Annotated in this window: 13 protein-coding genes; 6 read left to right on the top strand and 7 right to left on the bottom strand. The window is 72.5% G+C overall.

Annotated elements, in window-relative coordinates:
• The first annotated feature begins 1,117 nt into the window (after nt 1-1,117).
• Nucleotides 1,118-2,800 (top strand): IPT/TIG domain-containing protein, encoded by a 1,683-nt coding sequence (locus tag SYYSPA8_RS31785; protein WP_323450875.1) that lies wholly within the window; start codon nt 1,118-1,120, stop codon nt 2,798-2,800.
• A 61-nt stretch (nt 2,801-2,861) separates the two neighbouring features.
• Here SYYSPA8_RS31785 and SYYSPA8_RS31780 read toward each other — a convergent pair whose 3' ends face one another.
• Nucleotides 2,862-3,362, bottom strand: coding sequence for an NUDIX hydrolase (locus SYYSPA8_RS31780; RefSeq protein ID WP_323450874.1), 501 nt, complete (start codon nt 3,360-3,362; stop codon nt 2,862-2,864).
• A gap of 309 nt (nt 3,363-3,671) precedes the next feature.
• Nucleotides 3,672-3,854 (bottom strand): hypothetical protein, encoded by a 183-nt coding sequence (locus tag SYYSPA8_RS31775; protein ID WP_323450873.1) that lies wholly within the window; start codon nt 3,852-3,854, stop codon nt 3,672-3,674.
• 212 nt (nt 3,855-4,066) lie between these two features.
• Here SYYSPA8_RS31775 and SYYSPA8_RS31770 point away from each other — a divergent pair, with 212 nt between their 5' ends.
• The 3 genes from SYYSPA8_RS31770 to SYYSPA8_RS31760 are packed head-to-tail and all read left to right on the top strand — an operon-like array spanning nt 4,067 to nt 5,347.
• Nucleotides 4,067-4,906 carry a helix-turn-helix domain-containing protein gene (locus tag SYYSPA8_RS31770; RefSeq protein ID WP_323450872.1) on the top strand — a complete coding sequence of 280 codons (840 nt, stop codon included), beginning with the start codon at nt 4,067-4,069 and terminating at the stop codon, nt 4,904-4,906.
• Nucleotides 4,903-5,109, top strand: a complete 207-nt coding sequence (locus SYYSPA8_RS31765; RefSeq protein WP_407706125.1) for a DUF397 domain-containing protein — start codon at nt 4,903-4,905, stop codon at nt 5,107-5,109. Before SYYSPA8_RS31770 ends, SYYSPA8_RS31765 begins: the two co-directional genes overlap by 4 nt.
• Before the next feature lie 25 nt (nt 5,110-5,134).
• The gene (locus SYYSPA8_RS31760; protein ID WP_323450871.1) at nt 5,135-5,347 is read left to right on the top strand and encodes a DUF397 domain-containing protein; all 213 of its coding nucleotides are present in this window, start codon (nt 5,135-5,137) and stop codon (nt 5,345-5,347) included.
• Nucleotides 5,348-5,414: 67 nt separating this feature from the next.
• On the opposite strand, the gene SYYSPA8_RS31755 is transcribed toward SYYSPA8_RS31760, so the two are convergent.
• Nucleotides 5,415-6,551: an acyl-CoA dehydrogenase family protein gene (locus tag SYYSPA8_RS31755; RefSeq protein ID WP_323450870.1), complete on the bottom strand. Its 1,137-nt coding sequence runs from the start codon at nt 6,549-6,551 to the stop codon at nt 5,415-5,417.
• Nucleotides 6,552-6,683: 132 nt separating this feature from the next.
• On the opposite strand from SYYSPA8_RS31755, the gene SYYSPA8_RS31750 reads away from it, so the two are divergent.
• Both SYYSPA8_RS31750 and SYYSPA8_RS31745 read left to right on the top strand, forming a co-directional pair.
• A complete protein-coding gene (locus SYYSPA8_RS31750; RefSeq protein ID WP_323450869.1) occupies nt 6,684-8,333 on the top strand; it encodes an AMP-binding protein in 1,650 nt (549 codons plus the stop codon).
• 4 nt (nt 8,334-8,337) lie between these two features.
• A complete protein-coding gene (locus SYYSPA8_RS31745) occupies nt 8,338-9,210 on the top strand; it encodes a PaaX family transcriptional regulator (RefSeq protein WP_323450868.1) in 873 nt (290 codons plus the stop codon).
• A gap of 9 nt (nt 9,211-9,219) precedes the next feature.
• Here SYYSPA8_RS31745 and SYYSPA8_RS31740 read toward each other — a convergent pair whose 3' ends face one another.
• The 4 genes from SYYSPA8_RS31740 to SYYSPA8_RS31725 form a co-directional block, all read right to left on the bottom strand.
• Nucleotides 9,220-11,517, bottom strand: a complete 2,298-nt coding sequence (locus SYYSPA8_RS31740; protein WP_323450867.1) for a bifunctional salicylyl-CoA 5-hydroxylase/oxidoreductase — start codon at nt 11,515-11,517, stop codon at nt 9,220-9,222.
• Nucleotides 11,514-12,350, bottom strand: a complete 837-nt coding sequence (locus SYYSPA8_RS31735) for an enoyl-CoA hydratase family protein (RefSeq protein WP_323450866.1) — start codon at nt 12,348-12,350, stop codon at nt 11,514-11,516. The genes SYYSPA8_RS31740 and SYYSPA8_RS31735 overlap by 4 nt, the downstream gene beginning before the upstream one ends.
• Before the next feature lie 280 nt (nt 12,351-12,630).
• Nucleotides 12,631-13,638 (bottom strand): ornithine carbamoyltransferase, encoded by a 1,008-nt coding sequence (argF, locus tag SYYSPA8_RS31730; RefSeq protein ID WP_323450865.1) that lies wholly within the window; start codon nt 13,636-13,638, stop codon nt 12,631-12,633.
• A 195-nt stretch (nt 13,639-13,833) separates the two neighbouring features.
• On the bottom strand, nt 13,834-15,066 hold the full coding sequence (locus SYYSPA8_RS31725; protein WP_323450864.1) for an arginine deiminase: 1,233 nt from the start codon (nt 15,064-15,066) through the stop codon (nt 13,834-13,836).
• Nucleotides 15,067-15,207: the final 141 nt, after the last annotated feature.

The raw sequence follows: 15,207 nt of genomic DNA, 5'->3' as shown, positions 1-15,207 counted from the left end.
ACCCGCACAACCCCCGCCTCCCCGACGATCCCCCGAGCAAAAACCAGCCTCGCCGGCGTTTGAGGCGCAGGGGTTCGGGGACTGGTCCCCGACACGGGCCCGCACACTGCGGGGCGTTCGCCTGTGCGGCGGGGCAAGCTGCTGGTCCGTCCTCAATCGCCGGACCGGCTGGAATTGCTCGGGTCATCGTCGGGAGCCAGCCCCCGAAACCCCCGCGCCTCAATCGCCGGCGAGGCTGGATTTGTTCGGGTGATCGTCGGTGGGGCCGAGTTTTCCGGGTTGCGGCAGGGGCGGACTGGTTCTCGGGGACTTGGCTTGTGCGGGCCCTGGTGGAGGGCCAGCCCCCGAGCCCCCGCGCCTCAAACGCCGGCGAGGCTGAATTTGCCCGGGTCGTCGTCGGTGGGGCCGAGTTCTACGGGTTGCCGCAGGGGCAGACAGGTCCCCGGGCGCACCGGTTGTGCGGCCCCTTGTCGGGGGCCAGCCCCCGAGGCCCCCGCGCCTCAATCGCCGGCGAGGCTGGATTTGTTCGGGTGGTCCCGGCGCACCGTGTGGTGCGGGTTGGCGGGGGCCTCCGGGCTCACCTCCTCGGGGTCGGCGGACCGAAGGCTAACGGTCAACGCACGCCGGACTTCCCGCCGATCCCCTGCGGGGGCGACCCTGCACCCCCCACCCACACAGCCGGCACAGCAGACCGGTACCCCAAGCCGGGGGGAAGGAGGGTGCGGGACCCCGTACCGACACGGGCCAGGCAGGGCCGGGCCCTGGACGGGAGGCCGAGGCACCCGTACCGACACGGGCAGGCCACCGGGGCCCCGGACGAGCGCCCCGCACACGTACCGACGCGGGCCGGACAGCGCAAGGCCGACCCCGTCCCATGGCGTCGGGTTCCGGGTCAGCGCGGCCGATTCGGACACCGGTCGTGGCTTTCCGGTCATGTCCGGTGTTTCAGGCGGCAGGCCCGATACCCGCCCCACGAGGATTGTCCCGGTCCCGCCGGTCCCGGCGATGTCGATGCCATCGGGACCGCCGGAGGCCGCGCGCGGGACCGCCCCGCTGGTCGTCGCGGGCCGTCGTGCTCCGCCACCGGGCCGCGGCCCCGTGGGGAGAGGGGACAACCGTGCACCCGACCACCAGGCCAAGACTCCCGCACACCCGCTGGCGCCGCCGGATCTCGGCCGCCGCCGCTGTCATGCTCGCCGCGACGGGCCTGGTCGCCCTGACCGGACCGTCCGCGCAGGCGGTGCAGCCAGGCCACACCACCGCCTATGTCAGCGACTTCAACGGCAAGGCCGTCTCGGTCGTCAACACCACGACCGGGGCCGTGACCGCGTCGATCCCGGTCGGCGGCTTCACCCAGGACGTGGCGATCAACACCGCGGGCACCACCGTGTACGCCGCGACCGCGCTCGCGAACACCGTCGCGGTCATCGACACCTCCGCCAACACCGTCACTGCCACCGTCCCGCTCGCGGGCATCCCCACGGCACTCACCCTGAACCCCGCGGGCACCAACCTGTACGTCGCCGACACCACCGCGCACGCCGTGGAGGTCGTCAACACCGCCACCAACACCCTCACCACGACCATCCCCGTCCCGGGCAGCCTCCAGGGCATCACCCTCAACCCGGCCGGGACCACCGCCTACGTCGCCACCTCCGGGCCGAACCGGCTGGTCGTCATCGACACCGCCACCGCGACGGTGACCACGAGCATCCCCATGCCTGCCGTCGCCTTCGGCTCCGTCGTCAATCCGGCGGGCACCGCCGTCTACGTCGCCACCACCGGCGCGGGCATCACCAAGGTCGACACCGGCACCAACACGGTCAGCGCGACCATCCCCGCCGCCGTCAACACCACCAGCGTGGCGATCACCCCCGACGGCAGCACCGTCTACGGCGGCAGCCCGCTCAGCAGCGGCGTCCATGTCGTCAGCACCGCCACCGACTCCCTCACCACGACCGTCGGAGGATTCAGCATCCCCCAGGACGTCGAGGTCAACTCCGCCGGAACCACCGTTTACGTCCCCGACCCGGTCAGCGGGACCACCAATGTCCCCGGGTACCTCTACGCCATCGACACCGCCACCAACACCGTCACCACCGTGGCCAGCGGGCTGAGCAGCCCCAGGGAAGTAGCCCTCCACACCATCCCGGCGCCCGAGATCACCAGCATCTCGCCGAACAGCGGGACCACCGCCGGCGGCACCGTCGTGACGATCACCGGAACGGACCTGAACGGCGCGACCGCCATCACCTTCGGCGGAACCCCCGCCACCGGTGTGACGTGCTCGGCGACCTCCTGCACCGCCACCGCGCCCGCGCACGCGGCAGGCACGGTCGATGTCCGGGTCACCACCCCCGGCGGCACCAGCTCCATCACACCGGCCGACGAATTCACCTACATCGCCCCGACCGCCGACATCGACGTCGATGTCACCGCACAGCCCCACCTGGGCATCCTGACGCCCTACCTGACGTACACGCTCACCGCCCGCAACACCGGTCCCGACGCGGTCACTTCGGCCACCGTCACCGCTTCCCTGCCGCCGGGCGCGAGCGCCACGAACCTCTCCGCCGGCTGCACCACCTCGGCCGGTACGGTCACCTGTGTCTACGGGTCGATCGCCAACGGGACCGCCGTGGCCAAGACGTTCCGTGTCCCGCTGCACCTGCTGTCCCTGGGACAGGTCACGGTCACCGGCACCCGGACGGCGTCCGCCCCGTCCGACCCGAACCCGGCCAACGACACCGCGTCGGCCACCTGCACCGTCATCTCCATCATCCTGACCACCTGCCCCTGAACCACCACGTCCTGCGGCCGGCCGGTGCTCCGGCCGGCCGCAGTTCGTCGGTGGTACGGGGTTACGCGACCGGCTGCCCGAGCAGCAGCAGCGGCAGGGAGTCCCCGCGCTCCCGGGCGTCGAGAGCCGCGCGGATGCGGCGCTCCTGGTACGGGCGGACGTACTCGCCCAGCTCGGGCGGCGCCACCCAGCGCAGGTCTTCCAGTTCGGCGCGGGCGGTGTCGGGAACCGCGGCGGCCTCGGCCTCGGCGGGGGTCACCGTTCCGCCGTCGCAGACGATGTTGAATCCTTCGGCGGTGCCGGTGTCGGGGTTGGCGGGGACCTGGTCGAGGACGAGGAAGCGGCTCAGTTCCCGGCGCAGCCCGGTCTCCTCGGCCAGTTCCCGCGCGGCGGCGTCGGCGATGGCCTCGCCCGCCTGGGCGCCGCCCCCGGGGAGCTGCCAGGCGCCGTTCTTGTAAGTGGGCTGGACGAGCAGGATCCGGCCGGCCTGATCCTGGATCAGGACCACGGCGCCGATGCGGCGGCCGGGCGGGGTGGCGGGGTCGATGTCGGCGTGGGTCATGGATGTCTCCTTGAGTTGGATGTGGGTGGGTGGCCCCGGCCGCCCGTGCGGGGGTCGGCAGGCGACCGGGGCCGGGAGCGAGGTGGTGAGGTCCTCGTTCCCCTTCCCCGGGCCGAAGGGGGGCAGTCCCTACGGGCCCGAGGGGGCCGCTCCCTTGCGATTTCCCGCAGCGCCAAGGGGACGCTGCCGCGCGGGAGCGGAGTCTGGGAGTGCGTCAGAGCTGGTCGCGCGCGGCCGATATCAGCAGCCCGACGACGGAGAGGTAACCGGCTATGAGGACCGCCGTCGCGGCGCCTTCCTTGAGCTTCTTCACAGGACACCGCCGGTACTGCTGCGCGTGTTGGCCTCGTTGAGTGCGGGCCTGATCCGGTCGGTGACGGTCGCCGGGCGGATGTCGGTCCGGGGCGCGTCCCACTCGCACCCGCCGTGCGGCGGACGCAGGTAGTACCGCGTCCCGTACTCCGCCATCACCACCCCGATCGCGCCCGTCACCGTGTCAAAAGCCAGCGCACCAACCGCGAGCGGTGCCCATCCCTGCGGCGTGGTGTCACACGAACGTGGGATGTTCACGGGGTCACACGGGCCCCTCACGCTGGACATAGACACTCCTCTCCGTAATGGAGCCACTACCAAGCGAGTTCAGCGTGACCTAGGCTCGAATGCGATGCAACTTGGCATCCCAGCAAACAAATTCGGGGTGAGATGTGGCGAATGTGAAGGAACTGGACCCCAGCGCATCGCAGCTGGCGGCATTCGGGGCACGTATTCGCGGCTCACGGACGGCGAGGGGGTGGAAGCAGCGGGACTTGGCATCCCAGATGGGGTTCTCCCCTACGCAGATCTCACATGTGGAAACTGGTCGCAAGATGGCAAGCTGGCGTTTTGCGCGTAGCGCTGATGCGGCCTTCGGGTTCGAAGGAACGGACGAATCATTCGAACGTGAGCTGGGCAAGATGAAACACGGAGTGCTGTTCGAGGGATTCCCGCAGTACGTCGCGTATGAAGCACGCGCCATCGAGATCAGGATCTTCAACGCGGGACTCATTCCCGGGCTGTTGCAGACCCCGGCCTACGTCGCGGCCGTTGAAGCGGGCGTCGTCAAGCGTGGCGCGAGCACGCCTGACCAAGCGGAGGAGCGCATCAATCTCCTTGCGGAACGGCAAGCTGCGCTGGTGCGCCCAACTCCGCCCACGGTGATCGCAGTACTGGACGAGAGTTGCCTCCGTCGACCGGTCGGAGGGCCCGAGGTCATGGATCGGCAGTTTGCCCACTTGATCGCGTTCGCGGAGCAGCCGAATACGATCCTCCAGGTCGCCCCCTACGCTCTGGGCGAGCATTGCCCGTTCAACAGGATGACGATACTGCTGACCTTGCCGGACCACTCCGTGGTCTCCTACGTCGAATCCCAGATCCAGGGTCATCTCAGCCGTGAGATCGCCTCCGTGCGGCCATTGATGAGGGCCTACCATCAGCTACAGGGTGCGTCGCTGTCCCAGGCGGACTCCGTGGACATGATCGAACAGATGCGAAAGGGCACTCAGTGATCGAATCCCCCTCATCCCTCAACTGGATCAAGTCGAGTTACAGCGGCGGAGGCGGAGAGTGCGTCGAGTGGGCGCCCGCACACGCGTCCGCCACCGGCATCGTCCCCGTCCGCGACAGCAAGCGTCCGGGCGGCCCGGAACTGCTGCTCTCCGCCACCGCGTTCGCCGGACTGGTCGCCCTCGCCCGGTCCACCGAGCTGTAGAACGGCCAAGGAAGGGCACTCTGCGATGAACACGACCAGCTCTCCCCCGCTGCTGCGGTGGGTCAAGTCCAGCTACAGCAGCAACGGCGGTCAGTGCGTCGAGTGGGCGCCTGAGCACGCGTCTGCTACCGACGTTGTCCCCCTGAGGGACAGCAAGCAGACCAACGGCCCCGTCCTGACGGTCTCCGCCACCGCCTTCGCCGGACTGGTCGCCCTCGCCCGGTCCACCGAGCTGTAGAACGCCACCGCACCGCCCCGAGCCCCGCCGCTTCCCATTTCCCGGAACGGCGGGGCTCGGTCGCGCGTCACCCCCCGGACGTAACCGAACCACCCCGCCCGTACAGCGACTTCGCGATGATCCCGCGCTGGACCTCCGTCGCCCCCTCGTAGATCCTCGGCGCCCGCACCTCCCGGTACAGGTGCTCCAGCAGATGCCCCCGTTGCAGCGCCGCAGCGCCATGCAACTGCACCGCCGAGTCGACCACGTACTGCGCCGCCTCCGTGGCGTACAGCTTCGCCATCGCGGACCGGCGGGGCACGTCCGGCGCCCCCGCGTCGTACGCCGCCGCCGCCGCGTAGACGAGCAGCCGGGCCGCTTCCGTCCGGGTCGCCATCTCCGCCACCCGGTGGGCCACGGTCTGGAGGTCCCGGAGCGGGCCGCCGAAGGCAGCCCGCCGGGTGGTGTGTTCGAGGGTCGCGTCCAGGGCGGCCTGGGCCATGCCGACGGCGAAGGCGCCGACGCTCGGGCGGAAGAGGTCGAGGGTGCGCATGGCGAGCCGGAAGCCGCCGTCGACGGCGCCGAGGACGTCGTCGGGGCCGACGGGCACCCCGTCGAAGGACAGCGCGCCGACGGGGTGGTCGGCGAGCATCGCCAGGGGCGTTCCGGTGAGGCCGGGGCGGTCGGCGGGGACGAGGAAGGCGGTCACGCCCCGGGAGCCGGCGTCCTCGGTGGTGCGGGCGAAGACGGTGTAGAAGTCGGCCTCGGGGGCGTTGGAGATCCAGCGTTTCGCGCCGTGGAGGCGCCAGCCGGTGCCGTCGGGGGTGGCGCGCAGGGCGAGGGCCGCCGCGTCGGAGCCGGCGGACGGCTCGGTGAGGGCGAACGCGGCGACGGTCGTGCCGGAGACCACGCCGGGCAGCCAGCGGGCGCGTTGCGCGGGGGTGCCGGCGCGGGCCACGGGGTCGGCGCCGAGGCCCTGGAGGGCGAGGGCGGACTCGGCCTCGGTGCAGCCCTGGGCGAGGGATTCGCGCAGCAGGCAGAGGTCCAGCGCGGCCGCCGGGAAGAGCCGGGCGAGGAGTCCGTGGGCGCCGAGGGCGGCCAGCAGCGGGCGGTTCACCCGGCCGGGGGTGCCGCGTTCGGCGAGGGGGCGGAGGGTGTCGGTGGCGAGGGAGCGCAGCGTGGCGCACCAGGCGGTCTGTTGTGGATCGAGCGAGAATACGGTCATTCGTGCCCCCACTTCCCCTGTCACCGCCGGGGCTCCCGGGAGGCCCTCGGGGCGGGTCTATCGCGGACCGTTGACTGTCGTCACCGTAACGATACGCTCCATGCACGACCCCACCACGAGAAGGGGCGCACCATGGAGCTGACACCCTCGGCCCACGTCGACACCTTCGCCCGGGACCATCTGCCGCCGGTGGCGCAGTGGCCCAAAATCACCCCGCTTCCCGGGCCGGACCGGCTCAACTGCGGGGTGGAGCTGCTGGACCGGACCATGGAACGGCTCGGCTCCGCGCGTCCCGCGTTCCGTACCGGTGACGGGAGTGTGTGGAGTTACGGGGAGCTGCGGGAGCGGGTGGACCGGATCGCCGGGGTCCTGCGCGGCCCGCTGGGGGTGGTCCCGGGGAACCGGGTGCTGTTGCGCGGCCCCACCACCCCCTCGCTCGCGGCGTGCTGGCTGGCGGTGATGAAGGCGGGCGCGGTGGCGGTGACCGTGCTGGACGCGCAGCGGCCCGGGGAGCTGGCGGCCATCTGTTCGATCGCGGCCGTCCGGCATGCCCTGTGCGACGCGCGGTCGGTCACAGGGCTCGCGGCGGCCGGGGTGCCGGGGCTGCGGATCACCCCGTACGGCGGCGACTCGCCCGATGATCTGCTGCGGCTCGCGCGGGGCGTGTCCGACGATTTCTCCGCCGTGGACACGGCGGCCGACGACGTGGCCCTGATCGCGTTCACGTCCGGGACGACCGGGCGCCCCAAGGCGTGCGCGCACTTCCACCGGGATGTCCTGGCGGTCGCGGACACGTTCTCGGCGCAGGTGCTGCGGCCGGAGCCGGACGACCTGTTCGCCGGGAGTCCGCCGCTGGGGTTCACCTTCGGTCTGGGCGGTCTGGTGGTGTTCCCGTTACGGGCGGGGGCCAGCGCGCTCCTGCTGGAGCGGGCCGGGCCGCGCGAGCTGCTGCCGGCGATCGACCGGCACGGGGTGTCGGTGCTGTTCACCGCGCCGACCGCGTACCGGGGGATGCTGGCCGACGCCGCCCCGTACCGCCTCGGTTCGCTGCGCCGCTGTGTGTCGGCCGGGGAGAACCTGCCCGAGGACACCTGGCGGCGGTGGCGGGAGCGGACCGGGATCCGGATCATCAACGGGATCGGGGCGACGGAGCTGCTGCACATCTTCATCTCGGCGGCGGACGACGCGATCCGGCCCGGGACCACGGGGGTCCCGGTGCCGGGCTGGCAGGCGCGGATCGTCGACGAGCGGGGGCGGCCGGTCCCGGACGGCATGCCGGGGCTGCTCGCGGTGCGCGGCCCGGTCGGCTGCCGCTATCTGGACGACCCCCGGCAGCGTGATTACGTCCGGGACGGGTGGAATCTCACGGGGGACTCCTACGTCCGTGAGCCGGACGGCTACTTCCGCTATCTGTCCCGCGCCGACGACATGATCATCTCGTCGGGGTACAACATCGCGGGTCCGGAGGTGGAGGAGGCGCTGCTGAGCCATCCGGATGTCACCGAGGCGGCGGTGGTGGGCCGGCCGGACCCGCTGCGCGGGCAGGTGGTGGTGGCGCACGTCGTGCTGCGCGAGGGCGTGCCGGCCGGGGAGGCGACGGCGGAGGCGCTGATCACCTCGGTGCGGGAGCGGCTGAGCCCGTACAAGTGCCCCCGGGAGGTCGTCTTCGCGCGGTCCCTGCCGCGTACCGGCACCGGGAAGCTCCAGCGCTACCGGCTGCGTTCCCCGGCGGACGGCGCGGGGAGCCCCGGCCGGGCCGCGCGCGGTCAGGCCCTACAGTGATCGTGTGGCCGACCAGCACACTCCCCGCTCCCTGATCGTCACCCTGTACGGCGCGTACGGCCGGGAACGGACGGGGCCGCTGCCCGTGGCCGAGCTGATCCGGCTGCTGGGCGCGGTGGGGGTGGATCCGCCGTCCACGCGGTCGGCGGTGTCCCGGCTGAAGCGGCGCGGTCTGCTGCTGCCGGGCCGGTCGGCGGACGGCGCGGCGGGCTATCTGCTCTCGCCGGACGCCCGTCAGCTGCTGGACGACGGGGACCGGCGGATCTACGCGAAGGGCGGGCCGCCGCTCGCCGAGGGCTGGGTGCTCGCGGTGTTCTCGGTGCCCGAGTCCGAGCGGAGCAAGCGCCATCTGCTCCGGTCGCGGCTGGGCCGGCTGGGTTTCGGCACGGCGGCGCCGGGGGTGTGGATCGCGCCCGCGCGGCTGTACGAGGAGACCCGGCACACCCTGCGGCGGCTGCGGCTCGATCCGTATGTGGAGCTGTTCCGGGGGGAGCATCTGGGGTTCGCGGCGACGGCGGAGGCGGTGGCGCGCTGGTGGGACCTGGGCGCGATCGCCCGGCGGCACGAGGAGTTCCTCGCGGCGCAGGAGCCGGTGCTGGGGTCCTGGTGGGAGGGGCGGGAGCCGGTGCCCGAGCGGGCGTACCGGGACTATCTGCTGGCGCTGGACTCCTGGCGGCGGCTGCCGTACCTGGATCCGGGGCTGCCGGCGGAGCTGCTGCCGGAGGGGTGGCCGGGGGGCCGGTCGGCGGTGGTCTTCGCGGAGTTGCACGCGCTGCTGCGGGACGCGGGGGCGCGCTTCGTCCACGGCGACGGCACGGGCGTGGACGGTACGGAAGGGGCGCCGGAGCCGTACCGGGGCGTCGCTCCGGTGGAGTGACGGACCGGCTCAGTCCAGTGCGAGCCGGGGTCTGGGCGCGTCGGTGCGTCCCGTCGGCGGTCTGCGGCTGCCCGCCCGGTACGGCGCCGGCCAGGGCGCGCCCGGTCCGGTGTAGCCCTGTTCGGCCGCCGCGTGCAGGGTCCAGTGCGGGTCGTACAGATGCGGGCGGGCGAGCGCGCACAGGTCGGCGCGCCCGGCGAGCAGGAGTGAGTTGACGTCGTCCCAGGAGGAGATCGCCCCGACGGCGATGACGGGCACGCCGAGCGCGTTGCGGATCCGGTCCGCGTACGGGGTCTGGTACGAGCGGCCGAAGTCGGGGCGCTCGTGGGGGACGACCTGGCCGGTGGAGACGTCGATGGCGTCGGCCCCGTGGTCGGCGAAGGCCCGCGCGATCGCCACGGAGTCCTCGGCGGTGGTGCCCCCGCGGGCCCAGTCGGTGGCGGAGATCCGGACCGTCATGGGCCGCTCGCCGGGCCAGACCGCGCGGACGGCGTCGAAGACCTCCAGCGGGAAGCGGAGCCGGTTCGCGAGCGTGCCGCCGTAGGCGTCGGCGCGGCGGTTGGTGAGCGGGGAGAGGAAGCCGGAGAGCAGATAGCCGTGGGCACAGTGGAGTTCGAGGAGGTCGAATCCGCTGGAGGCGGCGCGGCGGGCGGCCGCGGCGAACTGCTCGCGGACCGCGGTGAGCCCGGCCCGGTCCAGCTGGTGCGGAAGCTGGCTGACGCCGGGGCGGTACGGCAGCGGCGAGGCCGCCGCCAGGGGCCAGTTCCGCTCGGGCAGGGGGTCGTCCATGCCCTCCCACATCACCCGGGTGGAGCCCTTGCGTCCGGCGTGGCCGAGCTGGACCCCGATCGCGGTGCCGGGGGCCTGTTCGTGGACGAAGCGGGTGATCCGGCGCCAGGCGGCGGCCTGCTCGTCGGTCCACAGGCCGGTGCAGCCGGGGGTGATCCGGCCGTGCGCACAGACGCAGACCATCTCGGTCATCACCAGGCCCGCGCCGCCGAGGGCGCGGGCGCCGAGGTGGACGAGGTGGAGGTCGCCGGGGACGCCGTCGACGGCCGAGTACAGGTCCATCGGGGAGACCACGACCCGGTTGCGCAGTTCGAGCCCGCGCAGCCGGAAGGGGGTGAACATGGGCGGGGTGCCGGGCGGGCAGCCGAAGTCCTTCTCGACGGTGGCGGTGAAGCCGGCGTCGCGCACCCGCAGGCCCTCGTGGGTGACCCGGCGGCTGCGGGTGAGCAGGTTGAACGCGAACTGCCGGGGCGGCTGGCCGACCACGCCCGCCAGCTCCTCGAACCAGCGCAGGCTGGCGGCGGCCGCCCGCTGGGTGGACTCGACCACCGGGCGGCGCTCGGCCTCGTACGCCGCGAGGGCCTCCTCGACGGTGGGCCGTTCCCGCAGGCACGCGGCGAGGGCGAGGGCGTCCTCGACGGCCAGCTTGGTGCCGGAGCCGATGGAGAAGTGGGCGGTGTGGGCGGCGTCGCCGAGCAGGACCGTACGCCCGTGGGACCAGTGGTCGGTGACGACGGTGCGGAACGCGGTCCAGGCGGAGTGGTGGGAACGCAGCGGCCGGCCGCCGAGGACGTCCGCGAAGACGGCGGCGCACCGGTCCAGGGAGCGGGCGAGGCCGGCGGGCCCGGGGGCGTCGAGGCCGGCGGCCCGCCAGACCTCCTCCCGCATCTCGATGATCACGGTGCTGGCGTCGGGCGCGTAGGGGTAGCCGTGCAGCTGCATCACCCCGTGCCGGGTCTCCGCGATCTCGAAACGGAACGCGTCGAAGGCGAGGTCGGCGGCGAGCCAGACATAGCGGCAGCGGTGGCCGGTGATCCGGGGGCGGAAGGCGGGGGCGTGGGCCGTGCGGGTGGCGCTGTGCACGCCGTCGGCGGCGACCACCAGGTCGTGGGTGCGGGCGAGTTCGGCGGCGGGCGGGGCCTGGGTGCGGAAGCGGAGCCGTATCCCGAGGGCGGTGCAGCGGGTGTGCAGGACGGCGAGCAGCCGGCGCCGGCCCAGGGCGGCGAAGCCGTGGCCGCCGGAGCGCAGCCACCGGCCCCGGTGGCCGACGACGATGTCGTCCCAGCGGACGAACTCCTGCTCCAGGGCGTGGTGGACGGCGGGGTCGGCGCTCTCGATGCCGCCCAGGGTCTCGTCGGAGAGCACCACCCCGAAGCCGAAGGTGTCGTCGGGCGCGTTGCGTTCCCAGACGGTGATCTCCCGCCGGGGGTCGAGCCGCTTCAGCAGGACCGCCGCGTACAGTCCGCCGGGCCCGCCCCCGATGACCGCGATCCGCCGGGCGGGGCCGTGGGCGCTCACCTGCCCTGCCAGCGCGGTGGGCGCCTGCCGGTGAAGGCCGCGTGGAACTCCGCGTAGTCGTCGCTCGTCATCAGGAGCGCCTGGGTGGAGGCGTCCATCTCGACCGCGGCCGCGAGCGACATGTCCAGTTCGGCCGTGAGCAGCGCCTTGGTACGGGCGTGGGCGAGCGCGGGGCCCTCGGCGAGGGTGCGGGCGAGTTCGGCGGCGCGGGCGGGGGCGCGGCCCTCCTCGGTCACCTCGCTGAGCAGGCCGATCCGCTCGGCCTCCGGTGCGCGTACCGGCTCACCGAGCATCAGCAGCCGGGTGGCGTGGCCGAGGCCGACGACGCGGGGCAGCAGATAGGCGGCGCCCATGTCGCCGCCGGAGAGCCCGACGCGGGTGAAGAGGAAGGCGAAGCGGGCGGAGGGGTCCGCGATCCGGAAGTCGGCGGCCAGCGCGAGGACGGCGCCGGCGCCGGCGGCGACCCCGTGGACGGCGGCGATCACCGGGAAGGGGCACTCGCGGATCGCCCGGACGACCAGTCCCGTCATCCGGTTGAAGTCCAGGAGGGCGGCGGTGTCCAGGGCGAGGGTGGCGCCGATGATCTCGTCCACGTCGCCGCCGGAGCAGAAGCCGCGCCCCTCGCCGCCGAGGACGAGCGCCCGGACGGAGCGTTCGCGCGCCAGCTCGGCGAGGAGGTCGCGCAGGTCGGCGTAGGCGCCGAAGGTGAGCGCGTTGAGCTTCTCGGGGCGGGCGAGGGTGACGGTGGCGACCCCCTCGTGGCGGTCGAGCCGCAGGTGGCGCCAGTGCTCGGTGGGGGACGCGGAGCTGGGGAAACCGGAAAAGGGCGTCATGGACGGTACCTCCCTGGCACGACCTCGGCCTGCGGAACTCCCCCGTCGCCGCCTGCCCTTCGAAGCTATCACTCATGTGTGACTGTCGTCACGAGTGCGCGATACGGTCGTGCCGGGGCATGCCGAAGGGGCGCGCGCTCATGGATGGGCGCGCGCCCCTGGGTGAACGGCCGCTTCCGGAGGACCGGAGCATCGGCTGCCGGTCCGTCGGCGGCGGTTCAGGCGGCTGTTCAGGCAGTTGTTCAGGCAGTTGTTCAGGCGGCTGTTCAGGCGGCCGGGCTCACTCCGGTCCGGCGAGCGTCGCGACCATCACGGCCTTGATCGTGTGCATCCGGTTCTCGGCCTCGTCGAAGACCACCGAGTGCTCCGACTCGAAGACCTCGTCCGTGACCTCCAGCTCGGTCAGCCCGTAGCGGCCGTGGATACCCCGGGCGACGCTGGTGTCGAGGTCGTGGAAGGCCGGCAGGCAGTGCAGGAACCGCACCTGCGGATTGCCGGTGGCCCGCAGGACGTCCATGGTCACCGCGTACGGCGACAGCGCCTTGATCCGCTCGTCCCAGACCTCCTGGGGCTCGCCCATCGAGACCCAGACGTCCGTGGCGACGAAGTCCGCGCCCCGCACCCCCTCCGCGATGTCCTCGGTGAGGGTGATCCGCGCGCCGGTCCTTGCGGCCAGCTCCCGGGCGTGGGACACGAACGCGTCGGCGGGCCAGTAGGCGCGGGGGGCGACGATCCGTACGTCCATGCCGAGCAGGGCCCCGGTGACCAGGTAGGAGTTGCCCATGTTGAAGCGGGCGTCGCCGAGGTAGGCGAGGGCCATCTCCGACAGGGGCTTCGCGCAGTGCTCGGTCATGGTGAGCACGTCGGCGAGCATCTGGGTGGGGTGCCAGTCGTCGGTGAGCCCGTTGTAGACCGGCACGCCCGCGTACTGCGCGAGCTGTTCGACGGTGGCCTGGGCGTCGCCCCGGAACTCGATCGCGTCGAACATCCGCCCGAGCACCCGCGCGGTGTCCTTCGCCGACTCCTTGCGGCCGATGTGCGAGCTGGCCGGGTCGATGTAGGTGGTGCTCGCGCCCTGGTCGGCGGCGGCCACCTCGAAGGCGCAGCGGGTCCGGGTGGACGCCTTCTCGAAGATGAGCGCGATGTTCCGGCCCTGGAGCCGCCGTACCTCGGTTCCGGCGCGCTTGGCCGCCTTGAGCCGGCCCGCCAGCTCGATCAGGCCCCGGAACTCCTCGGGCGTGAAGTCCAGCTCCTTGAGGAAATGGCGGCCTTCGAGATCTATCGCCATGGTGGCTGCTCCTGCTCGCGACTGCGGTGACCTGACCCGGTCCGGACGCCCGGACCGGGTCCGGGTGGCTGTCTCATGCGGCGCTGCATGAAGCTGGAAGTGTATACGATCTCCCGCATTGCTATACAGGGTCGGCCCGCATCCCGGACGGCCGGCAAGCCCCGGCGGGACCGGCCCGAAGGGCTCCCGGGCCGGTCAGACGGCGTCCCGCTGCACGGGGCAGCTCATGCAGCGCGGACCGCCCCGCCCCCGCCCCAGCTCGCTGCCCGGGATCTCGATCACCTCGATACCCCGCTTCCGCAGAAACGTGTTGGTCGTGACATTACGCTCATATGCCACCACAACGCCGGGCTCCACCGCCAGTACGTTGCAGCCGTCGTCCCACTGCTCGCGCTCCGCCGAGTGCACGTCCTGGGTCGCCGTGAGCACCCTGATCCGCGGCAGCTCCAGCGCCTCGGCGATGGCGTCGTGCATCCGCTCCGGCGGGTGGTCGCCCACCCGCAGCCCGCCCCCCGCGTCGGCGGGCCGGATGGTGTACGAGCGGAGCATGCCCAGGCCCGCGTACTGGGTGAAGGTGTCCCCGTCCACCATGGTCATCACGGTGTCGAGATGCATGAACGCGCGCCGCTTGGGCATGTCGAGCGCCACGATCGTGTGGGCCGAACCCGCCGCGAACAGCCCCCGGGCCAGCATCTCCACCGCCTGCGGAGTGGTCCGCTCGCTCATCCCGATCAGCACCGCGCCCCGGCCGATGACCAGCACGTCCCCGCCCTCGATGGTGGACGGGTAGTCGTCCTGCCCCTGCGACCAGTGGTGGAAGTCACCGGCGAGCGGCCCGGTGAAGAGCGGATGGTGCTTGTAGATCGCTTCAAAGTGCACGGTCTCCCGCTGCCGGGCCGGCCAGCGCATGGCGTTGATGGAGACCCCGTCGTAGATCCAGGCCGAGGTGTCCCGGGTGAAGAGATGGTTGGGCAGCGGTTCGAGGAGGAAGTCGTCCAGGTCCATCACATGGAACCGGACCGACACCGGCTCCGCGTGCCGCTCCAGGAACTCCCGCTTGGTCATCCCGCCGACCAGCGCCCCCACCAGCTCGGCCGTGGGCAGCGCGTCGAAGGCGGCCCGCAGATGGTCGGTGGCGAGCGGACCGTACTCCTTCTCGTCGAAGACCCGGTCCAGGACCAGCTTGCGGGCCTGCGGCAGCTCCAGCGACTCCCGGAGCAGATCGCCGAAGAGATGGACCTCGACGCCCCGGTCCCGGAGCACGTCCGCGAAGCCGTCGTGCTCCTGGCGGGCCCGGCGCACCCACAGCACGTCGTCGAAGAGAAGGGCGTCCTTGTTCCTCGGGGTGAGCCGTTTCAGCTCCAGATCGGGCCGGTGCAGGACGACCCGGCGCAGCCGCCCGGCCTCGGAGTCGACATGGAATCCCATGACCCATCCTCACCGCGCACAACGCGCTTCACTCGGGGTACGGCAGGAACTTCTTCTGTCGTATCCCGCAGAGAGCCGTTCCCTACACCCGGTGGGGCGGTACGGGTACGGGGTCGGCCCCCCGTACCCGTACCGCCGTAC

Origin of the sequence: Streptomyces yaizuensis (assembly GCF_034961445.1) — a bacterium.
Classification (GTDB): domain Bacteria; phylum Actinomycetota; class Actinomycetes; order Streptomycetales; family Streptomycetaceae; genus Streptomyces; species Streptomyces yaizuensis.
Note: the sequence above shows the minus strand (reverse complement) of the source record. Positions and strands in the feature narration are given on the sequence as shown.